The organism is Nocardia terrae, assembly GCF_009760405.1.
GTDB lineage: Bacteria > Actinomycetota > Actinomycetes > Mycobacteriales > Mycobacteriaceae > Nocardia > Nocardia terrae.
In genome coordinates, this window is the sequence record NZ_WRPP01000003.1 from 618,051 (window position 1) to 642,653 (window position 24,603).

General features: G+C 68.5%; 23 protein-coding genes. 11 read left to right on the top strand and 12 right to left on the bottom strand.

Annotation, left to right across the window (positions count from 1 at the left end; all coding sequences use genetic code 11):
• Positions 1-19: 19 nt before the first annotated feature.
• A complete protein-coding gene (locus GPX89_RS18085) occupies positions 20-664 on the top strand; it encodes a cysteine hydrolase family protein (protein ID WP_157388737.1) in 645 nt (214 codons plus the stop codon).
• 55 nt (positions 665-719) lie between these two features.
• On the opposite strand, the gene GPX89_RS18090 is transcribed toward GPX89_RS18085, so the two are convergent.
• The 4 genes from GPX89_RS18090 to GPX89_RS18105 form a co-directional block, all read right to left on the bottom strand.
• Positions 720-3,014, bottom strand: a complete 2,295-nt coding sequence (locus GPX89_RS18090) for an ATP-dependent DNA ligase (RefSeq protein ID WP_157388739.1) — start codon at positions 3,012-3,014, stop codon at positions 720-722.
• A gap of 128 nt (positions 3,015-3,142) precedes the next feature.
• A complete protein-coding gene (locus GPX89_RS46250; protein ID WP_407939409.1) occupies positions 3,143-3,454 on the bottom strand; it encodes an antitoxin in 312 nt (103 codons plus the stop codon).
• Between the two features lie 26 nt (positions 3,455-3,480).
• The gene (locus GPX89_RS18100) at positions 3,481-4,602 is read right to left on the bottom strand and encodes an MBL fold metallo-hydrolase (protein ID WP_157388740.1); all 1,122 of its coding nucleotides are present in this window, start codon (positions 4,600-4,602) and stop codon (positions 3,481-3,483) included.
• A gap of 41 nt (positions 4,603-4,643) precedes the next feature.
• The gene (locus GPX89_RS18105) at positions 4,644-5,369 is read right to left on the bottom strand and encodes an enoyl-CoA hydratase (protein ID WP_157388742.1); all 726 of its coding nucleotides are present in this window, start codon (positions 5,367-5,369) and stop codon (positions 4,644-4,646) included.
• An 80-nt stretch (positions 5,370-5,449) separates the two neighbouring features.
• Here GPX89_RS18105 and GPX89_RS18110 point away from each other — a divergent pair, with 80 nt between their 5' ends.
• Entirely contained in the window at positions 5,450-6,580 is a 1,131-nt protein-coding gene (locus tag GPX89_RS18110; RefSeq protein WP_328601952.1) for an FAD-dependent oxidoreductase, read from the top strand.
• A gap of 21 nt (positions 6,581-6,601) precedes the next feature.
• Here the strand turns inward: GPX89_RS18110 and GPX89_RS18115 are convergent, their stop codons facing one another.
• From GPX89_RS18115 to GPX89_RS18140, 6 genes are all read right to left on the bottom strand, one after another.
• Positions 6,602-7,459 carry an aldo/keto reductase gene (locus GPX89_RS18115; RefSeq protein ID WP_328601953.1) on the bottom strand — a complete coding sequence of 286 codons (858 nt, stop codon included), beginning with the start codon at positions 7,457-7,459 and terminating at the stop codon, positions 6,602-6,604.
• Between the two features lie 63 nt (positions 7,460-7,522).
• Entirely contained in the window at positions 7,523-9,067 is a 1,545-nt protein-coding gene (locus GPX89_RS18120; RefSeq protein ID WP_328601954.1) for a carboxyl transferase domain-containing protein, read from the bottom strand.
• A gap of 57 nt (positions 9,068-9,124) precedes the next feature.
• The gene (locus GPX89_RS18125; protein ID WP_172416781.1) at positions 9,125-9,727 is read right to left on the bottom strand and encodes a GTP-binding protein; all 603 of its coding nucleotides are present in this window, start codon (positions 9,725-9,727) and stop codon (positions 9,125-9,127) included.
• A complete protein-coding gene (locus tag GPX89_RS18130; protein ID WP_033085504.1) occupies positions 9,708-10,082 on the bottom strand; it encodes a DUF742 domain-containing protein in 375 nt (124 codons plus the stop codon). Before GPX89_RS18130 ends, GPX89_RS18125 begins: the two co-directional genes overlap by 20 nt.
• Positions 10,083-10,089: 7 nt before the next feature.
• On the bottom strand, positions 10,090-10,503 hold the full coding sequence (locus GPX89_RS18135; RefSeq protein ID WP_029930951.1) for a roadblock/LC7 domain-containing protein: 414 nt from the start codon (positions 10,501-10,503) through the stop codon (positions 10,090-10,092).
• Positions 10,500-14,540 carry an ATP-binding protein gene (locus tag GPX89_RS18140; RefSeq protein ID WP_157388745.1) on the bottom strand — a complete coding sequence of 1,347 codons (4,041 nt, stop codon included), beginning with the start codon at positions 14,538-14,540 and terminating at the stop codon, positions 10,500-10,502. The genes GPX89_RS18135 and GPX89_RS18140 overlap by 4 nt, the downstream gene beginning before the upstream one ends.
• Before the next feature lie 339 nt (positions 14,541-14,879).
• Here GPX89_RS18140 and GPX89_RS18145 point away from each other — a divergent pair, with 339 nt between their 5' ends.
• The 7 genes from GPX89_RS18145 (at position 14,880) to GPX89_RS18175 (ending at position 22,081) form a co-directional block, all read left to right on the top strand.
• Positions 14,880-17,021: an AMP-binding protein gene (locus GPX89_RS18145; RefSeq protein ID WP_157388746.1), complete on the top strand. Its 2,142-nt coding sequence runs from the start codon at positions 14,880-14,882 to the stop codon at positions 17,019-17,021.
• 215 nt (positions 17,022-17,236) lie between these two features.
• Positions 17,237-17,623 (top strand): hemophore-related protein, encoded by a 387-nt coding sequence (locus GPX89_RS18150; RefSeq protein ID WP_157388748.1) that lies wholly within the window; start codon positions 17,237-17,239, stop codon positions 17,621-17,623.
• 25 nt (positions 17,624-17,648) lie between these two features.
• Positions 17,649-18,356, top strand: coding sequence for a response regulator transcription factor (locus GPX89_RS18155; protein ID WP_407939410.1), 708 nt, complete (start codon positions 17,649-17,651; stop codon positions 18,354-18,356).
• Positions 18,353-19,765: a HAMP domain-containing sensor histidine kinase gene (locus GPX89_RS18160; RefSeq protein ID WP_157388752.1), complete on the top strand. Its 1,413-nt coding sequence runs from the start codon at positions 18,353-18,355 to the stop codon at positions 19,763-19,765. Before GPX89_RS18155 ends, GPX89_RS18160 begins: the two co-directional genes overlap by 4 nt.
• Before the next feature lie 29 nt (positions 19,766-19,794).
• Entirely contained in the window at positions 19,795-20,952 is a 1,158-nt protein-coding gene (locus GPX89_RS18165) for a YhgE/Pip domain-containing protein (protein WP_328601955.1), read from the top strand.
• A gap of 149 nt (positions 20,953-21,101) precedes the next feature.
• Positions 21,102-21,386 carry a hypothetical protein gene (locus GPX89_RS18170; RefSeq protein WP_157389149.1) on the top strand — a complete coding sequence of 95 codons (285 nt, stop codon included), beginning with the start codon at positions 21,102-21,104 and terminating at the stop codon, positions 21,384-21,386.
• 53 nt (positions 21,387-21,439) lie between these two features.
• The gene (locus tag GPX89_RS18175) at positions 21,440-22,081 is read left to right on the top strand and encodes an RDD family protein (RefSeq protein ID WP_157388754.1); all 642 of its coding nucleotides are present in this window, start codon (positions 21,440-21,442) and stop codon (positions 22,079-22,081) included.
• Between the two features lie 70 nt (positions 22,082-22,151).
• Here the strand turns inward: GPX89_RS18175 and GPX89_RS18180 are convergent, their stop codons facing one another.
• Positions 22,152-22,514 (bottom strand): FKBP-type peptidyl-prolyl cis-trans isomerase, encoded by a 363-nt coding sequence (locus GPX89_RS18180; RefSeq protein ID WP_157388756.1) that lies wholly within the window; start codon positions 22,512-22,514, stop codon positions 22,152-22,154.
• A 90-nt stretch (positions 22,515-22,604) separates the two neighbouring features.
• On the opposite strand from GPX89_RS18180, the gene GPX89_RS18185 reads away from it, so the two are divergent.
• Both GPX89_RS18185 and GPX89_RS18190 read left to right on the top strand, forming a co-directional pair.
• Positions 22,605-23,408, top strand: a complete 804-nt coding sequence (locus GPX89_RS18185) for a TrmH family RNA methyltransferase (protein WP_328601956.1) — start codon at positions 22,605-22,607, stop codon at positions 23,406-23,408.
• A complete protein-coding gene (locus tag GPX89_RS18190) occupies positions 23,405-23,725 on the top strand; it encodes a DUF2537 domain-containing protein (protein ID WP_328601957.1) in 321 nt (106 codons plus the stop codon). The genes GPX89_RS18185 and GPX89_RS18190 overlap by 4 nt, the downstream gene beginning before the upstream one ends.
• Positions 23,726-23,750: 25 nt before the next feature.
• Here the strand turns inward: GPX89_RS18190 and GPX89_RS18195 are convergent, their stop codons facing one another.
• Positions 23,751-24,485 carry a DUF6928 family protein gene (locus GPX89_RS18195; RefSeq protein ID WP_157388759.1) on the bottom strand — a complete coding sequence of 245 codons (735 nt, stop codon included), beginning with the start codon at positions 24,483-24,485 and terminating at the stop codon, positions 23,751-23,753.
• Positions 24,486-24,603 lie beyond the last annotated feature (118 nt).

The following is a 24,603-nucleotide window of genomic DNA, read 5'->3' on the forward strand; positions in this document are numbered from 1 at the left end:
AGGCGATAGCGGAGGTCAGATGCGGCACGGGAACGGGCTCGAGATTCCGGAGACACTCGAGGATGTGTGCGCTCCGGAACGGATGGCGCTGGTCGTGTACGACATGCAGGTCGGGGTGCTCTCACAGCTCGAGGACGGGCCGCGGATCACCGAGCGGGTCGCGCAGGTCGTGGCGGCGGCCCGGCGCGGCGGCTACCCGGTGATCTTCCTGCGGCACATCTTCCTGCCGAAGCGCCTCATGGGCTCGTTCGCGCTGCGCATGGCGATGAGCTGGCAGGGCGTGGACAGTGCCGACCAGGTCGTGCCGATCCTGCAGCGGGATACCCCCGGGTTCCACCTGGTTCCGGAGTTGCAGCCCCAAGAAGGCGAGACCGTCTTCGACAAGACCTCCATGTCGGCCTTCGAAGGCACGCCGCTGGCCTCCACCCTGCGCGACCTCGGCATCGGCGCGTACGCCATCGTCGGTGTCGCCCTCGAGATCGGCATCGCGCCCACGGTCTGCCATTCGACCGATCTGGGCTTCCTGCCGGTGGTGATCCGCGACGGCGTCGGCGGGCGCGACGAGGCCGGAAAGCAGCGCGCCTGGGACGATTTCGCGTTCCAGGGGCATGCCATCGTCACCGATATCGACACCATCGTGCCGCTGCTGGAGAAGACCGCCTGACCTCCACAGGGTTTCAGGGGCTTGCCCCCGAGAGTTCCCGGGAGTCGGGTAATTGCTAGTCGGAGCTGGGGATCCAGGCCGGATGCCAGAGGCGTCCGGTCTCGGTCCAGTTCATGAACCGGACCGTGCCGGTGAGCTTCGGGGTCACCCACACCGCGTCCTTGCGCTCGTCGGCGGTGAGCTCGTTGCCGAACGGGCTGGTCTTGCGTTCCAGGCGGCGCAGGCGATCGGCCAGCTCGCTCATCTCCTGCTCGCTGTATCCGGTGCCCACCCGGCCGAGGTAGTACAACTCCCCCTCGTGCGGCACACCGACCAGCAGCGAGGCGAATTGCCGCACCTCCGAACGGCGATACCCGCCGACCACCACCGACAGCGTGCGCCAATTGCGGGTCTTGATCCACGACTGGCCCCGCCGCCCCGGTAGGTAGACCGAATCCCGCCGCTTGGCGACCACACCCTCCATGCCGTGATCCTGGCTGTAGCGCAGGGCTTCCGCGCCCGAACCCTTCAGCTGCTGCGGCACGATCAGCGAACGCGCCTGTGCGGCAAGGGCTTCCAGCACCCGCCGTCGATCGTCGTAGCGCTTGCGCACCAGCGAGGTCCCGTCCAGATACAGCAGGTCGAAGGCCAGGAAGACCGCGCGCTTGGAATCCTCCCGCAGCAGACCGAGGTTCGCCCCGCCGTGGTCGTCGAAGACCACCGCCTCGCCGTCGAGCACCGCACTGTGGCCGGACAGTTCGGACCCCAGCACCGCCACGCCGGGGTATTTCCCGGTGACGACATGCCCGGCGCGACTGCGCAAGGTCACCGCCCCGTCCTCGATCTCGGCGATCAAGCGGAACCCGTCCCACTTGGTCTCGAAGGCCCAGTGCTCGGCGTCGAGGGTCGTCACATCGCCCGGCGTGGCCAGCATGGGCGTCAGGCCGTGCGGCAGGGGCGCGGGCGTGCGCGGCGGCGAAACCGGCTTCGCCCCATTGCCTTCCGCGCCGGGGCGCGACTGGTCCTTCATCAGGTGCATGAGCCACTGATTCCCATTGGTCTGGATCAGCGCGTACCGGCCGTCGAGCCGCTCCCCGCGCAACCAGATGATGACCTCGTCGTCGCGCCACTTCTCGGTCTCGTAGGTGCCGGTGTCCCACACGGTCATCTCGCCGCCGCCGTACTCGCCCTTGGGGATCGTCCCGTGAAAGGTGAGGTACTCCATCGGATGGTCCTCGGTGTGCACGGCCAGTCGGTTCTCGCCGGTATCGGTCGGCGGGCCCTTGGGCACCGCCCAGGACACCAGCACGCCGTCGCGTTCCAGCCGCAGGTCCCAGTGCAGTCGCCGCGCGTGGTGTTCCTGCACCACGAACCGATTCCCCGGTCCGGCGGCGGGCGGGCCCGGCGGCACCGGTTCGGGCGTCCGCCGCGGATCGCGCAGGGAACGGTAGGTGTCGAGCCGGTCCGGAACCGGTTCGGGCAGAACCTGGTCCGGCTCTTCGGGCAGCGGCTCGTCGAGCCCTGCCAGGAGATCCCCGTCTTCCTCCCACCGCCGCAGCACGTCTTCGAACCGTAAGTGCCGCAACCGCTTCGGCTTCTCGATCTCCTCCCACGCCCGCGGCGCGGCGACCCACGGCTCGACCCGCCCGCGCAGCGAGTAGGGCGCGATGGTGGTCTTTGCCGGATTGTTCTGGCTCCAGTCCAGGAACACCTTCCCGCCCCGCGCGGCCTTGGACATAGTGGCCGTCACCAGCTCCGGCCGCAGCTGCTGCAGGTTCGTGGCCACCTGTTTGGCCACCGCCGAGGCCCCGTTGGGCCCGAGCTTGCGATCCAGCGGCACATAGACGTGAATCCCCTTGGAGCCGCTGGTGACCGGGTACGCCGCCAACCCCACCTCGCGCACCACATCCCGCAGGATCAAGGCCACCTCGGCGCACTGCGCCAGCCCGGCCCCCGGACCGGGATCCAGATCGAAGACCAGGCGCGTGATGTCCCCCACCTCGGCGCCGTCGAAACGCCATTGCGGCACATGCAGTTCCAGCGCCGCCTGCTGGCCCAGCCAGGCCATGCCCGCGACATTGTCGATGAGCGGATAAGTCACCGGCCGGTCGGAATGTTGAACCGTCCTCCGCTCCAACCATTTCGGCGCGTGCTCGGCCAGATTCTTCTCGAAGAACGACTGCTCCTCGACCCCGTTCGGCCACCGCTTGCGCGTCACGGGCCGCTCGGCGATATGCGGCAGCAAAGCGGGCGCGATCGCCGTGAAATAGTCGATGACCTCGCCTTTGGTGGTCCCGACGGCCGGATACAGCACTTTGTCGAGGTTGGTCAGCCCAACCTCGATACCCCCGAAATCCCTGCGGGACCCCATAACAGCAGTCTAGGTCCGCCCACCGACAAATCCCCGTAACCTACAGAACCCGCGAAAAGCCAACGGGCCGTTCGGGTCAGCAACGCCTCTCGCCTGCCTCCGAACGGCCCGTGGAACGACCGGTACGACTACTCCGCGGGCTTCTCGCCCTCGGGAGCGGGTTCCGGCGCCGCTTCCGGCGCCGGGGCGGGTTCGGCCGCCGCCTCGGCGGGTGCTGACTCCGCGGCCGCCTCGGCAGGAGCCTCGGCCGCCTGCTCGGTCGGAATGGCGTTCTTGACCGCCTCCGCGCCCTTGTCGATCTGGGAGGAGAATTTCCCCCCGGTCTTCTCGTCGATCACCTGGCCGGCCTTGTCGACGGCCTGCTCAATCTTCTCGGCGTTCTGGGCCGCCACCTCTTTGCCCTTGCCGACCAAGCCTTTGAGCGTGTCCACGAAACCCACAGCACTGCTCCTTCAATCTCGGTCCATTATTGGCAAACATCTTCCCACCACGTCTCGCGTGGTGGCTGGGCAATCGCGTCTATCCGCTGCCCGGGCTTCGGCACGGCGATGCGTGTCCCCGCCTCGCGCGCCGCGTCCGCCAGCCGCCGCACCGGCTCCGACCAGCCGTGGAAGGCCAGATTGAAGGTGGCCCAGTGGATCGGCACCAGCAGTCCGTACTCCGGATCGCCGACACACAGATCGGCGTGGGAGCGCACCGCCTCCTCGGGGTTCATGTGCACATCGGGCCAGTGCCGGTCGTAGGCCCCGATGGGCAGCAACGTCAGGTCGAACGGGCCCAGCCGCGCGCCCGCCTCCGCGAACGCCTTGGTGTAGCCGGTGTCGCCGCCGAAGTAGACGCGCCGGGTGGGACCGGCGATGGACCAGGATGCCCACAGCGTCGTATTGCGCACCAGACCGCGGCCGGAGAAGTGCCGGGCCTCCGCGCAGGTGATCACCAGATCGGTGCCGTCACCGTGATCGCGCTCCAGCTCGGACAGCGAAACCGATGCCGCCCAATCCAATTCGACGATGCGCTGTTCGGGCACGTCCCAGTGCCGCAGATGCGCGCCGATGCCGATCGGCACGATGAACACGCAGTCCTGGCTGTCCACCAGGCCGATCACGGTGTCGCGATCGAGGTGGTCGTAGTGGTCGTGCGAGATGAGCACCGCGTCCAGCGGCGGCAACGCCGCCAGCGGCGAGGGCACCGGATGCAGCCGGGCCGGACCGATCAGCGGCGACGGCGAAACCCGTTCGCTCCACACCGGATCGGCCAGCACCCGATAGCCGTCCACCTCCATCAGGCAGGTGGCGTGCCCGTACCAGGTGACCGCCAGATCCGCGGCCTGCGCGGGCAGCTCGGGCGTCACCAGCGGGATCTCGCCCGGCGGGCGGCCGTTGTTGCGCTGGGTGACCAGCTGATACATCAGCTCGACCGGGGAACCGGTGATCTGACTGCTCGGCTCCGTGTTGTGGAACTGCCGATTGCGATAGGACGCCGACCCGTGCGCGGTCGGCGCGATCGCGGAGATGGACGCGCCCATGGCGGAGGGAATCCCCCACGCCGCCCGGACCAACCAGGAAATACCGAATGCACCCGCAGCCATACCTACCAGTTTCCGCGTCTTCGCGGTCGCGCGCTGCCCGTTCATCGGCCCTCGAACTTCGCGGGCCGCTTCTGCTGGCGCGCCGCGCGCGCCTCCTGCGCGTCGTCGCTCTGCCACGCCGCGTCCAGGGCCGCGGACTGCTCGGCGGTGTCGGGGCCGCGGGTGTCGTCGTCGTTGAAGACCAGCTTCATGTGCCGCAGCGACAGCGGCGCGAGCTCGGCGATCTGCTTGGCCCAGGCCTGTGCGTCGGCCAGCGTGCCGATCTTGTTGGCGAAGCCGAAGGTGTAGGCGTCCGCGGCCGAGACCCGCTCCGCGCCCAGCAGAATGGTGCGCGCCGGACCGGGTCCGATCAGGTTCGACAGCCGCCGCACGGTCCAACGGTCAACGGAGATACCGAGTTTCGCGGCCGGAACGGCGATGAACGAGTCCGGCGTCATGACCCGTAGGTCCGACGCCAGCGATAGCTGCACCCCCGCGCCCAGCGCCCCGCCGTTGATCGCCGCGATCACCGGCACCGGAATGGTCTCGATGGTGCGCAGCATGCCCATCAGACCGTTGAGGAAACGGTCCGAATACACCCCGTCCAGATCCGCGCCGGCGCTGAAGATCGGTCCCTGGCCGGTCAGCACGATCACCCGCGCCGAGGTCGCGGCCTCCTCGAGTGCTGCCCGCAGCAGGCCGATGAGCTCCTCGTTCAGGGCGTTCCGGCGATCCGGACGCTGCAGTTCGATGGTCACGACCTCGCCATCGCGGCTGACTTCCAGCATCTGTCCCTTCCCCACTGTGCAACTCACCTGCGCTACTTACATGATCGGCCTTCACTCTAAGTGGGCGTACCGTCGGGTCCGTGACTGCAACACCCGATGTCGACATCCTTGTGATCGGGGCGGGGCAGGCCGGATTGTCGGTCGGCTACCACCTGCACCGCCTCGGATTACGGCCGGAGCGGGATTTCCTGATCGTCGACCACTACCCCGCCGCCGGCGGCGCGTGGCAGTTCCGTTGGCCGTCACTGACATTGAGCACCGTCAACCGGGTGCACGACCTGCCGGGCATGTCCTTCGAGGAGACCCTGCCCGGGGGCTCGGAGAACGCGCAGGCCGCCACGGCCGTGCCGCACTACTTCGAGCTCTACGAGAAGCGCTTCGACCTGCGGGTGCACCGGCCGGTGTCGGTGACCGTGGTGTGCGACCGCGCCACCTCGCTCACCTGCCCGAATCAGGAGGTCGACGGGCTGCTGCACGCCGAGCTCAAGCCGGGCGAGGCCGTGAAGGTGCGGGGACTGGTGAACGCCACCGGCACCTGGGACAAGCCGTTCATTCCCTATTACCGGGGCGCGGAGACCTTCGCGGGCCGCCAGCTGCACGCCCACGACTACCGCACCGCCATGGAGTTCGACGGCAAGCACGTGGTCGTGGTGGGCGGCGGCATCACCGCCATCCAACTGCTGGACGAGATTTCGCAGGTGACCGACACCACCTGGGTGACCCGGCGCGAACCCGTCTTCCGCCGAGGGCAATTCGCGCCCGAGGACGGCCGCGCGGCCGTGGCCATGGTGGAAGACCGTGTGCGGCGCGGACTTCCGCCCGGCTCGGTGGTCTCGGTGACCGGGCTGCGGGAGGATCCGCGGGTGAAGGCCATGCAGGCCCGGGGCGTGCTGGAGCGTCACCCCATGTTCGACCGCATCGAACCCGACGGAATCCGTTGGGCGGACGGCACTTTCCAGCGCGCCGACGTCATCCTGTGGGCCACCGGATTCCGCAGCTCCCTCGACCATCTGGCCCCGCTGCGACTACGCGGGCCGGGCGGCGGCATCAAGATGGCCGGCCGCCTGGCCACCCAGGTCGACGCCGATCCGCGCATCCACCTGATCGGCTACGGCCCCTCCGCCAGCACCATCGGCGCGAACCGCGCGGGCCGCGCGGCCGCCGTCGAACTGACCTCCTACCTGGGCATGCCCACGCACGCGGCGGAGTGAACGCCGGCGGGGTCGGCCATATCAGGCGGGCGCGTCCATATCCATCAGGTCGGGATCCGCGCCCTGCCGCGCGTTCTTGTCGATCCCGGCGATCTGGGTCATCTCCCGCCCGGTGAGCTCGAAGTCGAACACCGCCAGGTTCTCCGCCATACGCGCGGGCGTCATGGACTTCGGAATGGCCACATTCCCGAGCTGCATGTGCCAGCGCAGGATGATCTGCGCCGGAGTGCGCCCGAGCTTGTCGGCCAGCGCGATGATCACCGAGTCGTTGAACTCGGCCCCGCGCCCCAGCGGACTCCACGCCTCGGTCACGATGCCGTGCGCGGCGTGGAAGGCCCGCAGCTCCGACTGCGCGTAATACGGGTGCAGCTCAACCTGATTGACGGCCGGGACCTCCCCCGTCTCCCCGATCACCCGTTCCAGATGCGCCCGCGTGAAATTGGAGACGCCGATCGAGACCACCCGCCCCTGCCGCTTGAGCGCCTGCAACGCCCGGAAGGTGTCGACGTACAGATCGGCCGACGGCAGCGGCCAGTGGATGAGATACAGATCGATGGTGTCCAGACCCAGCCGCTTCGCGCTGGCGTCGAAGGCGCGCATGGCCGCGTCGTATCCGTGGTCGGCGTTCCACAGCTTGGTGGTGACGAAGACCTCATCGCGCGGCAGCCCGGACTCCCGCACGGCCCGGCCCACTTCCTCCTCGTTGCCGTAGAAGGAGGCGGTGTCGAGACTGCGGTACCCGAGCTCGAGGGCCGTCGAAATGGTGCCGGCAGCCTCATCCCCGGCAATCTTGTACACACCGAACCCGAGCTTCGGCATGATCTGTCCGTCACCCAGGACGATCGCGGGGATCGCGCTGGTCTCACTGCGGTACGTCACCATTCCGACCGTAGCAAATCAGACAAGCCAGTTAATTCTCAGCACGCCAGCGATCTCACCTGATCAGGACGGAAGACCCAAGCGCCGATAACGCCGATGTCGCTGCTCGCGGAGCTTCGCCATCGGCAGCGCCGTCAGCCCGGCCAGCTCCTCGGCGATCGCCTCCACCATTCGCAAGGCGAAGTCCACCGGTTCCTCGGCGGCGTCCGGATATTCGTGGACGATGCGGTCGACGATGCCGTCCGCCTCCATGTCCACCGCACGAATCCGCTGGGCGGCGGCCACGTGCGGGGCGTGCCCGGTATCGCGGTACACGATGGCGCTGGCCCCCTCCGGCGGCAGCGGGGCCAGCCAGCCATTGGCGGCCGCCAGCACGCGGTCGGCGGGCAACAGGGCCAGCGCGCCGCCACCGCTGCCCTGGCCCAGCAGCACCGAGACCGTGGGCGTGTCCAGCGTGACGAGATCGGCCAGACAGCGCGCGATCTCGGGAGCCAGGCCGCGCTCCTCCGCCTCGCGCGACAGCGCCGCGCCCGCGGTGTCGATCACCAGGACCAGCGGCACGCGCAGCTCGGCGGCCAACGCCATACTGCGCCGCGCTTCCCGCAGGGCCGCCGGACCCATGGTGTGCTCGGGCGACTGGCCCGCGCGATCGTGGCCGAAGACCACGCACGGCTGACCGCGGAAGCGCGCCAGCGCGTGCACCACGGTCCGGTCCAGTTCGCCTTGTCCGGTGCCGGACAACGGAACTCGGTCGGTGACGTGCCGCAGCAGCTCACGAATGCCCGGGCGATCGGCCCGCCGCGAGATCAGCACGGTCTGCCAGGCGTGCACCTCGGGGGTGTCGAGCACGGCGAGGCCGCCGCGCTCCTGAGGACCGGCGAGGAACGATCCCCGGCCGGGCGGCGTTGCGTCGCTGACGTTTCGAGGCAGCGGCGCGGGAGCATCGCAGAGGACGGCGAGGGTCCGGTGCACGATGCGACGGAAGACCCGCACGGGCACCACACCGTCGATAACCCCGTTGCGGTAAAGGTTTTCGGCCGTCTGCACGCCGTCGGGGAACTTCTTGCCGTAGAGCGCCTTGTACACTCGCGGCCCCAGAAAGCCGACCAGCGCGCCCGGTTCGGCGAAAGTCATGTGCCCCAACGATCCCCACGAGGCGAACACCCCACCCATGGTCGGATCGCGCAGATACACCAGATACGGATGCCCTGCCGCCTTGTGCGTCGCGATGGCCCCGGCGACCTTCACCATCTGCACGAAAGCGACTGTGCCCTCCTGCATTCGGGTACCGCCGGAGGTGGGCGAGGCGAGCAGCGGCAGACCCAGCTCGGTCGCGCGCTCCACCGCCGTCACGATGCGCTCGGCCGCGGCGACGCCGATCGACCCCGCGAGAAACGCGAATTCGCACGCGATCACGGCGACCCGCCGTCCGCGCAGCAACCCCTCCCCGGTGAGCACCGCTTCATCGATACCCGCCGTTGCCGCAGCAGAAAGCAACTCACGGCGATACTCCGGCGATGCCGGTACGTCGACCGGTGGCCGATCCCAGCTCACGAAGGAACCGGGATCGAGCAATTCGCCGAGCAGCTCCCGCGCCGAGGTCTTCACGGGCGCGAGCTTAACCGGCACCGTCGCGGCTACGGCCGACGGCGGTGGCCGGGTGTGTCAGTAGCCCTGGACTACCTTGCGCAGTGCGTATTCGGTGACCGCGACCAGCGCGCCCTTCACCGGCTCCCGGCGACGAGCATCGATGGAGAGGATCGGCACGTCCGCCGGCACCGCGAGAGCCTGGCGAATGTCCTCGACCGGATACCGTGGCGCATCATCGAATTCGTTGATGGCCACCAGGAAGGGTAGGTTGCGCGCCTCGAAGTAGTCGACGGCGGCGAAACTGTCCTCCAACCGGCGGGTGTCGACCAGCACCACCGCGCCGATGGCGCCCTTGATCAGGTCGTCCCACATGAACCAGAAGCGGTACTGGCCCGGCGTACCGAACAGATACAGCACCAGGTCATCGGCCAGGCTGATACGGCCGAAGTCCATGGCCACCGTGGTGGTGGCCTTCGACGGGACCCCGGTCAGGGAGTCCACGCCCACACTGGCATTGGTCACCAAAGCCTCGGTGCGCAGCGGAACGATCTCCGACACAGCACCGACCAGGGTGGTCTTGCCGACACCGAAACCACCGGCCACGACGATCTTGGCCGACGTGGGCTTGCTGGTGCGCGTGTCGACCTGTGTCGTCGAATCAAATACGCCGGAGTCCACTGAGAACCCTTTCGATCAGCTCGCGACGTTCATCGTCGCTGGAATCGTCTTTCAAAGTCGCCGATACCCGCACATGGCCGGCATCGATGAGGTCGGCGACCAGCACCCGCGCCACACCGAGCGGGATGCCCAGACGCGCGGCCACCTCGGCGACCGACGGCGATTCTCTGCACAACTCCACGATTGACGTCTCGATATTGGTGAGTTCGAACTGCCGCTCGAGGGCGACCGGATGCGATGCGACGAGCGCCTCCAAGGCGAGCTCCACCTTCGGCCGGGTGCGACCGGCCGTCAGTGAATAGGGGCGAACCAAGCTCGGTTCGGCGCTCCCAACGCGTTCGTTGTCTATGTCCATCCCGCCATCAGGAACCCATCGTGACGCGAGGTGTGGCCTGCACCGTCTGGCCCACTCGCTCGACCAACAACGCCATCTCGTAGCCCACCTGGCCGATGTCGCACGACGTATTCGTCAGCACCGCAAGGTAAGAGCCATCGCCGACCGCCATGAGCAGCAGGTAGCCGTGTTCCATCTCGACCACCGACTGCAACACGGTGCCGCCCTCGAACAAGTTCGACACACCCACCGAGAGGCTCGCGAGCCCCGCGGTCACCGCGGACAGCTGTTCGGCACGGTCCACGGGCAGCTGCGCACTCGCGGCCATCAGCAGGCCGTCAGCGGATACCAGGACCGCGTGCGCAACGCCGGGAACCTCATTGGCGAAGTTCGAAACCAGCCAATCCAGCTGACGCTTCGTACCACCTAGATCGGGGTTCATCGGTCTCCTTTATCTCCGGTTAGGTTCATAGCTTTCATCGCGCGGCCATCCCGGACGCCCTGCTGGTGACGACTCAGACTTGACCTGATGGATTCTGGGTCTCGGTGGGCCGCCTTGTCAGCGTTTCCGTTGACACCGCCGGGCACAAGTCGGTTACCCGGATCACGCTGCGGCAGACCGGCCGCGGTGCGCTTGTCCGGCGTGGTCTCGATGGCACGCCGTGCGGCCACCCAGCCCTCGTCACCCGGTGATTCGAAGGAAGCGGCCACTTGGGACCGGTCGGCATTCGGATCCGAAAGCCACGCCGACATCATCTCGGCGAAAATCGGCGTGCCGCCCATGATGGGGTCGGCTCCCGCGTCGGCGGGCTGCAGCCGCGACTGGAAGAACGAGGCCGCCTTCGTGGGGTTGGAACGGAAGCTGTGGCGTCCTGGCTCCTTGACACCCTCGGTGCCGTTCTGCGGCAGGCCGACACCCGGAATCGGGGACGGACGCTGCGGGAGCACGGCGCCCGGATCCCGTTGCGGCAGACCGGTCGCGCCACGCTGCGTCGCTCCGCCTCCCAGCGCTTGCGGCGTGCCGCCCCCGAGCGGATCCCGCGTAGGCAGCGGGCCACCGAGCGGATCGCGCTGGGACAGCGGATCCCGTTGCGGCGGCAGCGGGTCCGAGAGCGGATCCGGCTTCGCGGCACCGCGCTGCGGCAGACCACCGGTCGATTCCCGCTGTGGCAGACCATTGCCCGCGTCCCGCTGCGGCAGACCGCCCGGACCACGCTGCGCCGCTCCACCTCCCAGCGCTTGACCGCCCGCGGCCGGATCACGCTGCGTCAGGCCACCCGACAGGGCATCGGCACCCGGGGCACCGCGCTGCGGCAACCCACCCGACGATTCCCGCTGCGGGAGACCATTGCCCGCGTCCCGCTGCGGCAGGCCGCCCGGCCCACGCTGCGGCAGACCGCCGTCGCGCGGCGGAATCGCGTCCCGCTGCGGCAAGCCCGGCTTGTCCGAATCCTGCTGCGCCGCACCGCGCTGCCCCGGCGCACCCGCACCGCGCTGCGACGGCGCACCGTTCGCGCCCGGCTCACGCCGCGGCAGACCACCCGAGGCGGCATCGCCACGCTGCGGCAGACCACCGGGAGCGGCATCACCGCGCTGGGGCAGACCACCCGGAGCGGCATCACCGCGCTGGGGCAGACCACCGGGAGCGGCATCGCGCGGCGGCTGACCACCGGCGAGCGGCTCACGACGAGTAGCGCCCGAATCCCGTTGCGGCTGGCCCAGTCCGGACTCACGCTGCGGCGCACCGTTGGTACCAGGCTCGCGCTGCGGCAGACCGCCCGAGGCGGACCGCTGCGGCTGGCCCAGACCGGACTCGCGGCCCGGCGCACCATTGGTGCCCGGCTGACGCACGGGCAGACCACCGGCACCCGGCTCCCGCGGCGGCAACCCGCCCGAGGCCGAATCCCGCTGCGGCAAACCGACCGAGGGATTGCGCTGCGGCATCGCACCGGACTGACCCGGCTGCGTCGCTCCACCTCCCTGCGCTGTCCCCCCAAACTGTCCCGGCCCGCGCTGCGCGGCACCCGGCTCGCCCGGCGCACCCGGCCGCGGCGGCATGCCGCCCGGAGCACCCTGACGCTTCAGCATATTGGCGGCGAGACCGCCCCGCGGCTGCGCCGGGGCATCGCCCTGGCCGCGCTGCGGCAGATTCGCACCCGGCTGAGCCGAGGGCGCGGCCGGGCCGTGCGCACCCGGATCCCGCTGGGGTAGTCCGCCGGGTCTCGCACCGCCCGGGGCACCCCCGGGCGCGGAGACGGTGTGCTTGACGGTGGGCCCGTTCACGCCCGGCTGGCGCACCGGCAGACCACCGGGCACCTGCGCGCCCGGCTGCCGGGTGGGCAGACCGGTGGCGGCGCTGGCCGCGGCCGGCGTCGGCGCGGCGCCGGAACCGGCCCCCGCGCCCGCCGGAATCGGCCCGCTCACACCCGGATCCACGGTGACCATGACATTGCCGGTCGCCGTGCGGGTGACCGCGCGCATCTGCATGGAGGACGGCGCACCGGCCTGGTTGCCCGCGCCCTGCGGCGCGGCGGCCGGAGCCGGCTGCGGACGCTGCGGCGTGTCCTGCGGCTGCGGCGGCACCGAGATGGCCCCGCCCGCCGTGACGATCAGTGGCTTGGGCACGTGCACGGTGACGGTCACGCCCGGGTCCCGGGCGGTGTCGAAGGTCGGGCGCAGGCGCACGGTCAGGCCGTGGCGCTCGGCCAGGCGGCCGACCACGAACAGACCCATGTGGCGCGCGGTGTCCGGGCCGACCTCGGCCACGGCCTCCAATCGCCGGTTGATCTCGGCCATTTCGGCCGGGGGCATACCGATACCGCGGTCGGCGACCTCGATCAGCAGACCCTGATCGTGGGCCTGGGCGAAGGTGAACTTGACGTCGGTCTCCGGCGGAGAGGCGCGCAGCGCGTTGTCCAGGAGCTCGGCGAACAGGTGCGCGAGGTCGGAGGCGGCGGGTTCGACCAGGGCGCCGCGCGGGGTCGCGCCCAGCTTGACGCGTTCGTAGTCCTCCACCTCGGAGATGGCGGCGCGCAGCACGTCGGCGATCTCGACCGGCGCGGACTTGGTCCGGCGCTGCTTGGTGCCGGCCAGAATGAGCAGGTTGTCGCCATTACGCCGCATACGGGCGGCGAGGTGGTCGAGGCGGAAGAGGTTCTCGAGCAGGCGCGGGTCCTTCTCGTCGTACTCCATCGCCTCGATGAGCGAGAGCTGATGGTCGACAAGGGACTTCGAGCGTCGCGCCAGGGTCTCGAACATGTCGTTGACCTGGGTACGCATGGCGGCCTGGTCGGCGGCCAGGCGCAGCGCCTGACCGTGGATGTCGTCGACGGCGCGGGCGAGCTGACCGATCTCCTCATCGGTGTGCACCGGCATCGGTTCCAGCGGAACGTCTTCGGGGTCGGCGCCGTCACGCAGCGAGGAAACTTCCTGGCCGAGGTCGTATTCGGCGACGCGCAGGGCGGCCAGGCGCAGACGGCGCAGCGGGACGATCATCGCGCGCGCGATCAACACGGCCAGCGCCATGGCGCCGAGGATGGTGGCGATGACGATGATCGAGTAGCGGATGGCGCCGGAACGGGCGCTCGAGGCCAGGTCGTCGACTCGGGACACGATGTCCTTGGTCGAGTTGGTGGCGATGGTCTGATAGCTGTTGATGCTCGCGACCAGCGAGTCCTTCAACTCGGCGACCGGCAGCTGACCGGCCTGTGCCTGCGGTCCGTTGACCAGCTGCACGCGGGTGTCGGCGCCGCGTTGTAGGTCGGCGATGATCGGGTCGCCGTCCGGGAAGCGGTGCGCCAGCACGGCCAGCATCTGCCGCTCGGTGTTGACGCCGATCTGGATGTCCTTGAGGCCATCCTTCGGGTTGTTGCGTAGGGCCTCGGCCATGCCGGCGACCTCGTTGAACAGCATCCAGCGCGAGTTCAGCGAGTCGACCAGGCGCAGCTTGGACTGGTCCACACTCTTGTCGGCGACGGTGGAGACGATGTTCTCCACGGTCTTGACGCTGTTGCCACGGATCCGCTCGACCTGGGTGACGCTGTCCGGAATCGACTTCGACGGGGCCAGGCCCTGCGCCCGGATCGCCTTGGCGCCGGTGATCATGTCGTCCAGCGCCTGCCGGGCGCTGGGGATGTCGCTCAACCGCGAGGAAGCCTTCTCCGCGAAGGAGATCGCCGTGTCCAACTGCGCGAGCTCGGGATCGGAGGTCAGCGACTGGGTCGGGCCCAGCATGACCATCTGTCCACCCGCGACCTGCGCCGCGTCAGCACTGAGACCGGTGATCGCCGGGATCACCCCGACGTGGTCGGTCGCCGTCGAGAGCCGGCTCGAATCGGCGAACTCCGCCGAAATCCTGGACGCTCCCAGCACAACGGCGACCAACAGCGGCACGGCGAGGACCGCCGTCACCTTCCATCGCAGGTCCCAGTTGCTCAGCGCCCAGCGCTTATTGCTGCCGGACCTAGCGGCGTCACGCATCTCCCACTCACTTTCCAAACTGGCCCCAGCCACGCGCCATCAGCGAGCCTCCGCGATCGCACGCTGGGCTCGACAGGCATCGCTGGCCGAGAACTGCGGCTGGCCGAGAAATTGCGTCCATGACGGCCGAAATATGTGACATGCGATTCTAACGGATCAATAACTTCTTGTGTGACCTCTTGGCAACCACCGGTCCCTGACCTGCCGTTTGCAGGCAAAATCAAAGGTCGCGGCGTCCGCCCGGACGTCGCGTGAAGTCTGCCACAATCAGGCTGATCTATCGAGGCGGGCATCTCAGCGCATCTCAAGGACACAAGGCGGAGCTAGGGAGTCACCGGGTTGAACGCGAAGCAGGAGTACCGACCGGCGTATCAGCTGAGCCTGGTCGATCCCTCGGAGTTCTGGCGTACCGCGGCCGAAGCCATCAGCTGGGATGTGCCTCCCACCCAGATTCTCGATACCGCGGCCCGTCCGACGGCGCGCTGGTTTCCCGACGCTCGCCTCAACACCTCCTACAACGCACTGGATCGTCATGTGCGCGAGATCACACCCTCGGACGGCCCTTCGGGCGGTCAGGAGGGGGGTCGCGCCGATCAACCGGCCCTAATATACGACTCGGCTATGACCGGGTCCAGGCGGATCTACACATATCGGGAGTTGCTGGACGAAGTCGCCCGATTCGCCGGATCCATGCTCCGATTGGGCGTCAAGACCGGTGATCGAGTCGTCATATACATGCCGATGATTCCGGAAGCCGTTGTGGCCATGCTCGCCTGCGCCCGCATCGGGGCTGTGCACTCGGTGGTCTTCGGCGGGTTCGCCGCCCACGAACTGGCCGCGCGCATCGACGACGCCGAGCCTGTGCTGATTATCACCGCCTCGGGCGGACTCGAGCCCGGACGCCGCATCGAATACCCGCCCATCGTGCTGGCCGCCCTCGACCTGGCCGCCACCACCGCGCCCCGCACCGTGCTGGTCAAGCAGCGAGAAGGCTTCCCCACCATTCGTTTTCCGGCCTCGCAGGAGGCCACCGAGCACCTGCCCGCCTCCTCGGAGTCCGTCGTCGCCCGCTGGGTCGACTGGGACGAGGCGCAGGTCGGGGCCGAACCGGCCGACCCGGTCTCGGTGGCCGCGACCGATCCGCTCTACATCCTCTACACCTCGGGCACCACCGGGAAACCCAAGGGCGTGGTGCGCGACAACGGCGGGCACGCGGTCGCGCTGGCCTGGTCCATGCGCAATATCTACGAGGTCGGCGCCGGGCAGACCATGCTCACCACCTCCGATATCGGCTGGGTGGTGGGGCATTCCTATATCGTCTACGCGCCCCTGCTGGTCGGGGCGACCACGATCCTCTACGAGGGCAAGCCGATCGGGACCCCGGACGCGGGCACCTTCTGGCGATTGGTCGACGAATACAAGGTGGACGTGATGTTCACCGCACCGACCGCACTGCGCGCCATCCGCCGCGCGGATCCCGACGCCGCGGCCGCGCACCGGCACGACCTGTCCTCGCTGCGCGCGCTGTTCTGCGCGGGTGAGCGACTGGATCCGGCCACCTACGAATGGTCGGTGGAGACGCTGCTGGCCGAGCATCCCGACTGCCCGGTGGTGGACCACTGGTGGCAGACCGAGACCGGCTGGCCCATCTGCGCCAATCCGCTCGGGCTGCAGCAGCTTCCGATCAAGCCCGGTTCGGCCTCGATGCCGGTGCCCGGCTACCGGCTGCGGGTGCTGGACTCGGAGGGCAACGCGGTCGCCCCCAATACAGAAGGAAACATCGTCATCGGGCTGCCGCTGCCGCCCGGGACGCTGACCACGCTGTGGCGCGACGACGCCCGCTACGAACGCTCCTATCTCTCCGCCTATCCGGGCCACTATCTGACCGGCGACTCCGGCTTCTTCGACGAGGACGGCTACCTGTTCGTCCTGGGCCGCAGCGACGACGTCATCAATATGGCGGGCCACCGGCTGTCGGCGGGCGGCATCGAGGCGGCCATCGCCGGGCATCCGCTGGTGGCCGAGACCGCGGTGGTCGGCATCCCCGACGAACTGAAGGGCCAGCGGCCCATCGGTTACGTGGTGCTCAAGGCCGGCGTCGACATCGAGCCCGAGCGGCTGCGCGCCGAGATCATCGAGCGGGTGCGCGAGCGCGTCGGCGCCATCGCCACCCTGTACGACGTGGTCGCGGTGACCGCCCTGCCCAAGACCCGGTCGGGAAAGATCCTGCGCCGCACCATGCGTCAGATCGCCGCGGGCGATTCCTTCGAGGTGCCGCCCACCATCGACGACGCCGCGATGCTGCCGACCCTGGAGAAGCAGATCCGCGACGCGGTCACCCTCATGGAGGACAAGGAGCGCATCGCCGCGGCCGAGGCCGCTGCGGCGGCTACCATGCCGATTCACCGGATCGATCCGGCGACCCTGGATCGGGGCGTGGATCCGGCCACCACGAGCGGTGATTCGGCCGTCTCGGGCTAGCCGCATTCGTCATCCCGGCATGGTTCGGCCGGGATCCGCCCTCGGCAGCATGGATTTCGGCCAAAAGCGCGCCGGAATGACGGAGGGAGGCGGCGAGGCGGGCGCGGCCTCAAGGATTTCTCAGAGATGGTTCATTGCCGTCCCAACCGGGTGGTTTAGCGTCGTGCGGGCGCGGATCGTCAGATCCGCAGCCTGAACCCGGGAAAGGCTGATGAATGAGCTTCATCCGTAATCGCCGCGCTGGTGTGCTGTTCGGAGCCGGTGCGGTCGCCGCCGTGGCTCTCGCCCTCGCGCCCGCCACCGCCTCCGCGTCCCCCACGGATCTGGTCGCGCCGCTCCTCAACTCGACCTGCACCTTCGCTCAGGTCGACGCGGCCCTGCACGACAAGGCCCCGGCGCTGGCCTCGATGTTGGACGCGAACCCCGACACCAAGGCCCAGCTGAAGGCCGAGTTCGAGCAGTCGCCCGAGCAGCGCCAGGCCCAGCTCGACCAGTACCTGAAGGACAACCCGGACGCCGCCAACCAGGCCGCGTCCGACCCGCGCGCCGGTGGAATCGCCGCCGCCATCCAGCAGGTCGCCGACTCCTGCCACAACTACTGAGGTAACGGCTGCCAAAATGGAGTCCGTGGCCGAACGCGGTGAGCTACCCACTGTCCTTGTTGTCGACGACGACGAGGATGTTCTCGCCTCTGTCGAGCGCGGGCTCCGTTTGTCCGGTTTCCGGGTGGTCATCGCCCGGGACGGCGCTGCCGCACTGCGCAGCGTCAACGAATCCGCCCCCGATGCGGTCGTTCTCGATATGAACATGCCCGTGCTCGACGGTGCGGGCGTGGTCACCGCGCTGCGCGCGATGGGCAACGAGGTGCCGATCTGCGTGCTGTCGGCGCGCAGTTCGGTCGACGACCGGATCGCCGGGCTGGAGTCGGGGGCCGACGACTATCTGGTGAAGCCGTTCGTGCTCGCCGAACTGGTCGCCCGCATCAAGGCGCTGCTGCGCCGCCGCACCGACGCGCCCGCCTCCGCCATTCCGGGTGCGATCACCGTGGGGCCCTTGGAAGTCGATGTGGCCGGATACCGCGCGCTGCTGAACGGCACCGAGATCGAGCTCACCAAAAGGGAATTCGAGCTGCTCTCGACGCTGGCGCGCAGCGCGGGCGTGGTGCTGAGCCGCGAGCGGCTGCTGGAACTGGTGTGGGGCTACGACTTCGCGGCCGACACCAATGTGGTGGACGTCTTCGTCGGCTATCTGCGCCGCAAGCTCGAGATCGACGGCACCCCGCGTCTGCTGCACACCATCCGCGGTGTGGGATTCGTACTGCGGGCGCCTAAATGAGCTGGGCGGCAGGCGCTCTCACGAGATCTGGCGGAAGCGCCGGCCGCCGCTGGTCCTACACGCTGCGGGCGCGCGTCGCCGCCGCGGCCGCCCTGGGCGCGACCATCATCGTGGCGATTCTCAGCTGGATCACCATCTACGCGATCGGCCGCAGCAATCTGGCGCAGGCCGATCAGCAGTTGTCGATGGTGTCACGGCTGGTCCTCATCGAGCCGGTCTTCGCGGTCAATGTGGTCGACATCCTCGCTCCCAACAAGGAAATGGTGCTGACCGTGCGCACCGCGGACGGCTCACTGACCAGCACACCGGTGCGACTGCCGCCGATGCCGGTCGGCAATGCCACCGTGACGGTCGACGGCAACACCTACCGCGTGCTCACCACCACCGAGAAGCAGCCGGCGGGACAGGTGGTGTCCCTGGGCATTCCGACCAATCAGACCGAGAAGACCATCCACGATCAGCGGCAGTGGGTGTACCTGGCGGCAGCGCTCGCGGTGACCGCCTCGGCCGGGCTCGGTTGGCTCCTCGGCGGGCGCGCGGTCCGGCCCATCGTCCAGCTCACCAAAGAGGTGGACCGCCGCCGACCCACCGGCGGGCCGAGTACCCCGCTGCCCGTGGCGGGTTCGGGGGTCAAGGAGGCCGACAAGCTGGCCGAGGCCGTCAACACCATGTTCGAGCGCCTGGACACCGCGCAGGCCGAGACCGCCGCCGCGCTCGAGACCGCTCGCGATTTCGCCGCGGTGTCCGCGCACGAACTGCGCACCCCGCTGACCGCCATGCGCACCGACCTGGAAGTACTGAGCACCCTGGACCTGAGCGAGGACCAGCGCCGGGAGATCCTCACCGACCTGCAGCGCGGGCAGAACCGGGTGGAAACCACCCTGGCCGCGCTGGAACGGCTGGCCGCGGGCGATCTCACCAATGCGCGCGATCACGTGGTCACCGATGTGGCCGAACTCTGTGACACCGCCGCGCACGACGCCATGCGGCACTTCCCGCAGCTGAAGGTGTACATCGACACCGATACCGAACTGGTCACCCGCGGCCTGCCCACCGGGCTGCGGCTGGCGGTGGACAACGCGCTCACCAATTCGGCCAAGCACGGCGGGGCCACCGAGGCGGTGGTGTCCGCGCACCGCTACCCCACCGGGTTCATCGTGATCGCCGTCGACGACAACGGCCGTGGTCTGCCCGCCGAGGAGCGGGAGGCGGTGTTCCAGCGTTTCGTCCGGGGCAGCCGGGCGGCCAAGGGCGGCTCCGGGCTGGGGTTGGCGCTGGTCGCGCAGCAGGCCCAATTGCACGGTGGTCGCGCGTATTTCGAGGACAGCAGGCTGGGCGGCGCGCGCCTGGTGCTGGAACTTCCGGATCGACCGGTCTTTACCGAACTCTCAGACATCCATCAGAGGTAGCGCCATGGGGGACCTCTACGGTCTCCAGTGTGTTCGGAAAACGCACCCGCTGGGTCCTGATCGTCCTGCTGCTCGCCGCCGCGGTCACCGCGGGCACCTTCAGTGTCCTGCGACTGCGCTCGGCGCCGTCGGGGGTGGCGCTGGTCAACGACGACAGCGGTCCGGTGGGTGCGCGCATCGCCAAGGAGCTGGCCGACAGCGGTATCCGGCACTGGGACGTGGTCGCCGAGGCCGACACCAAGGATTACGCCGCCGTCATCACGCTGCCCGCCGATCTCACCACCGACATCAAGTCGCTGGCGACCGACAAGCCGGTGAAGGCGCAGGTCACCGTGGCCACACACGCTCGCGCGGACGCCAACCTGGTCAATGACGCGGTGAACGAGGTGACCAAGAAGATCAGCGCGGCGGGGCTGGACACCATGTTCTCGACCATGAACACCGCGCGCCTGCAGGTGTCGGGAATCGCCGGGACCTCGCAGCTGCTGAGCGCGGGCGTGCAGGCCGCCGCGGACGGCGCGTCGCAGTTCTCGGGCGGCGCGGATCAGATGATGGACTTCCTGAATCAGGCCAAAGCCGGTGCGGGACAGCTGACTTCGGGCATCGACGCCCTGAACTCCACGCTCTCCGCCGCGACGACGCAGGCGAATCAGCTTGCCACGGCTCTGGATTCGACCGGTGTGACCATGGGCCAGGTGGCCCAGTCGGCGGAGATCCTCTCCAACGGGCTCAATCTCGTGGTGCCGCTGCTGCAGGCGCTGCCGTTCGCCAATGATCCTCAGGTGGCGAGTGTGATCACCCAGCTGCAGGGTCTGCAGAACGTCGCCAACCAGGCCAATACCCAGCTGAGCGGCTTCGCCAAACTGACCGGCACGCAAGTCACTCCGGACACGAAGGTCGGGCAGCTGCTGCGCGACGCCGCGGCCAAATTGAACGATGCGAGCGTCCAGTTGAATCAGGGCGCGTCGCTGGCCCAGCAGATTCCGGCCATCGCCGATCAGGCGGGCACTCAGCTGATCACCGCCATGCAGGCGCTGACGGGCGGTGTCACCCAATTGCAGGCGGTCACGAAAACCCTGGGCAACCAGACAAATCAGGCACTTGGTTCACTCCCCCAGCTGGGAGTGCCGCAGCAGGCGACCATTTCGGCGGCTCTGACCGACCCGGTGGACATTGTTCGCAAATAACGTTCGCAAACAATCGGCAACGATCGGCGGTTCACCCGGTTAGACTGTGCCCGAATTGCTCTAATCGAACCGTTTCGGAATCTCGTCCGCTCTATCCGATCCCTGGCTTCACCCAGCGCCCCGGTACCGGAGAGGAAACGATCGTGAGCATGCTGATGGCCGCGCACGACATGTACGGCACGGTTCTCGCCCAGATTGGCAATCCCAGCGCGGAAACCCCGCCCATGGCCGACAAGATGATGAAGATGTTCCGCTACTTCACCTGGTTCACCCAGATGTCGGGCATCGCGGCCATCACCTACGGCGGCGGCCGCTTCGCCTGGGAGAAGTGGGGCGGCGGTTCGGCCTCGCCCAAGATGGTCGCCAACGCGATGCTCGGCGGCGCGACCGCCACCAGCGCCGGAACCATCATGAATGCCGTCGTAGGTTCGTAGTTCGGGAGACAATGCGGGGGGCAATACCCCCGCATCCCCCAGGGGAGGATCCGATGACTTACGACAACGATCCCTACCGTCAGCAGCCGCAACAGCCGAGCTACGGTCAGCAGCCACCGCCCGGATACGGGCAGCAGCCGCCACCCTCCGGATACGGGCAGCAGCCGATGCCCGGGGGATATCCCGGACAGCCCGGCGGCTACGGCTACGCCGCCTATCCGCAACCGCCCTATGCCAGTTGGGGCGCGCGAGTCGGGGCGACGCTGATCGACGCGCTGATCGTCGGGGTGCCCGCGGCGATCTTCTACGGCATCGGCTTCGCCGTCGGGTTCAAGAACGCCGACTGCACCACCGACCAGACCGACACCTCCTACAGCACCTCCTGTTCGGGTGGGCTGTCCGGCGCCGGGCTCGCGCTCATCGTCATCGGCGCGCTCATCGCGCTCGTCGGCCGCCTGTACTTCATCTATCTGGAGGGCACGCGCGGCCAGACGCCCGGGAAGAAGATGCTGGGCATCAGCCTGATTCGCGAAGCCGACGGCCAGTTCATCGGGTTCGGCATGTCGTTCGTCCGCCAGATCTGCCACTTCGTCGACAGCATCGCGTGCTATCTCGGCTGGCTCTGGCCGATCTGGGACGCCAAGCGCCAGACCTTCGCCGACAAGATCATCGGCACCATCGTCGTCAAGGTCTGATCCGGAACAACGATGCCCGCCGCACTGAAAAGCGCGGCGGGCATTTTGTTTTTGATCGATCGGACGAACGTCAGTTCAGGACGTCCAGGAGATCGATGACGAAGACCAGGGTCTTACCCGACAGCGGGTGGCCGCCGGCCTCGCCGTAGGCCAGCTTCGCCGGGATGGTGAGCTGGCGACGACCGCCGACCTTCATACCCGGAATGCCGTCCTGCCAGCCCTGGATCAGGCCGCGCAGCGGGAAGGTGATGGACTCACCGCGATCCCAGGAGGCGTCGAACTGATCGCCGGTGTCGTACTCGACGCCCACGTAGTGGACATCGACGGTGTCGCCGGGCTTGGCTTCCGCGCCCTCACCCACGACGAGGTCCTTGATCACGAGCTCGGCGGGGGCGGGGCCGTCCTGGAACTCGATTTCCGGCTTGTTGCTCATGGGTTGTCCTCTTCGATTAGGGGATCGGGATCGTTGCTCACCCTATGCCCCGCGCATTCCGCCGCCCGCACCGGAGGCGAAAATGGCAGCGTGGCCGAAGTAATCGATATCGACGATCCCGACGATCAGAGGGTTGCCGATTTCCGTGACCTCAATAATGCGGATCGGCGTCCCGACCTGCCGGGAGGCAAGGGTTTGGTGATCGCCGAGGGCACGGTGGTCGTGGAACGCATGCTGGCGTCACGATTCACGCCCTTCGCATTGTTCGGGGTCGCGAAGCGATATGAACAGCTCGCCGAGCAGCTGGTCGGAGTCGATATTCCTTACTACCGGGCCAGCGCCGATGTGATGGCTCAGGTGGTGGGATTCCATTTGAATCGAGGGGTGCTGGCCGGTGCGTATCGGCCGCGGGAACTGAGCGCGGACGAGGTGCTCGCGCAGGCGCGCACGGTGGCGGTCCTGGAGGGCGTGAACGATCACGAGAACATCGGGTCGATCTTCCGCAATGCCGCCGGATTGGGCGCGGACGCCGTGCTGTTCGGCGATCGCTGCTCCGATCCGCTGTACCGGCGGGCCGTGCGGGTGTCGATGGGACATGTGCTGCGCGTCCCGTTCGCGCAGCTGCCGCCGTTCCCGCAGGGACTGGACATCCTGCGCGACAACGGCTTCCAGATCATCGCGCTCACCCCGAATCCCAAGGCCGACACCCTCGCCGCCGCCATGACCGGCGACAAGGTGGCCCTGCTGCTCGGCGCGGAGGGCCCCGGGCTCACCGAGGACACCATGCGGGCCAGCGACATTCGGGCCCGCATCCCGATGACGCCGGGCACCGATTCGCTTAATGTGGCGACTGCAGCCGCCATGGCCTTCTACGAGAGAGTGCGAGCCCAGTGAGCCATCCGCCCGACGGACCGTACGGATACGGTTACTCCGAGCCCACCCCGTGGGCGGCCGGTATCGCCGTGGCGGTGCTGGTGGCCGCGTTGACGACCACGGGCGTGTACGCCTTCGGGGCGGCGCTGGCCCAGATCCATTGGACGCTGTCGGTGGCGGTCAACCTGATCGCGGTGGGCGGTGCGGCGCCGACCGCCTGGCGCTGGCGCTACGCGCCGGTGACGCGCTGGGTGATCATGGGGCTGGCCGCCGGGGTGCTGCTGGCCTGGGTCATCCTGCTGCTCTCCGTCCTTCCGATAGGTGTCGACACCGTCTGATAGGCGTCGACACCGCCCGACCGCCCTACGACACCCGGTCGCGGCCGCGCAGCCAGCGCAGCAGACCGCGCTTGCCGTTGGTCTCGATCCGCGGTTCGGGCGTGGACTCCGCCTTGGGCGCCTCCCCCTTCGGGAACAGCGAGAAGCCGCACACCTCGATCTGGTCGGCGGTCAGATCCTCCCCGGAATCCTTGCCGCGATAGCCGAATCCGAGCCACTGGCGATTGGCGGCATCGGCGAAGTCCGGCGGGTCGAAGGGCAGCAGCTGCGGGTCGGGCAGCTCCCCCGGCACGAGTTCGATGGGATGCTCACCCGCCCAGTAGGGCCGCTCCCACACCCGCGGCATGCCCTCGTCCTCGAGGATATTGACCCGGGTGGCGCTGAAGGAGCGACGGAATTCGCCGCGCTCCCATTCCGCGAACGCGCCCCAGCCCAGCGACAGGTCGTAGGAGACGAGGAAGGTGTGCTCGGAGGCGAGCGGGCGGACCAGCAGCTCCGGCAGTTTGGTCGGGCGCGGCAGCGCGGCCTGATTGGAGCAGACGACGGTGACGCCGGGATAGCAACCGATATAGACGGATTCGGGATCGGGCCCGGCCCACACCTTCATGGTGCCGGAGGCGGCCGGGACCACGTCGCGGTCGGGGTTGAGTTGTCTGGCGAGCGCGAAGGCCGCGTCCGGATCGGGTCCGGGATGCGCGCGCAGCACGGCCACCGGATCGGGGGCGTCGACGTACCACAGGGATGCGACCGTTGACGGCATCGACGTCACCTCCCTCATTGCACACAAGCTGGCTACTTTTGAGCAATACGCGGCGGCCGAACGTCGGCGTCGACACGGATCGGCCCGGCAACGACCGCCAACAGAATTGAATCTACCC

Coding starts and splice junctions, on each gene's coding strand:
- GPX89_RS18150 (WP_157388748.1), top strand. CDS start 17,237: ATGAGCTTCATCCGTAATCGCCGCGCTGGTGTGCTGTTCGGAGCCGGT.
- GPX89_RS18180 (WP_157388756.1), bottom strand. CDS start 22,514: ATGAGCAACAAGCCGGAAATCGAGTTCCAGGACGGCCCCGCCCCCGCC.
- GPX89_RS18195 (WP_157388759.1), bottom strand. CDS start 24,485: ATGCCGTCAACGGTCGCATCCCTGTGGTACGTCGACGCCCCCGATCCG.
- GPX89_RS18135 (WP_029930951.1), bottom strand. CDS start 10,503: ATGAACCCCGATCTAGGTGGTACGAAGCGTCAGCTGGATTGGCTGGTT.
- GPX89_RS18100 (WP_157388740.1), bottom strand. CDS start 4,602: ATGGCTGCGGGTGCATTCGGTATTTCCTGGTTGGTCCGGGCGGCGTGG.
- GPX89_RS18170 (WP_157389149.1), top strand. CDS start 21,102: ATGCTGATGGCCGCGCACGACATGTACGGCACGGTTCTCGCCCAGATT.
- GPX89_RS18175 (WP_157388754.1), top strand. CDS start 21,440: ATGACTTACGACAACGATCCCTACCGTCAGCAGCCGCAACAGCCGAGC.
- GPX89_RS18105 (WP_157388742.1), bottom strand. CDS start 5,369: ATGCTGGAAGTCAGCCGCGATGGCGAGGTCGTGACCATCGAACTGCAG.
- GPX89_RS18090 (WP_157388739.1), bottom strand. CDS start 3,014: ATGGGGTCCCGCAGGGATTTCGGGGGTATCGAGGTTGGGCTGACCAAC.
- GPX89_RS18085 (WP_157388737.1), top strand. CDS start 20: ATGCGGCACGGGAACGGGCTCGAGATTCCGGAGACACTCGAGGATGTG.
- GPX89_RS18130 (WP_033085504.1), bottom strand. CDS start 10,082: ATGGACATAGACAACGAACGCGTTGGGAGCGCCGAACCGAGCTTGGTT.
- GPX89_RS18140 (WP_157388745.1), bottom strand. CDS start 14,540: ATGCGTGACGCCGCTAGGTCCGGCAGCAATAAGCGCTGGGCGCTGAGC.
- GPX89_RS18160 (WP_157388752.1), top strand. CDS start 18,353: ATGAGCTGGGCGGCAGGCGCTCTCACGAGATCTGGCGGAAGCGCCGGC.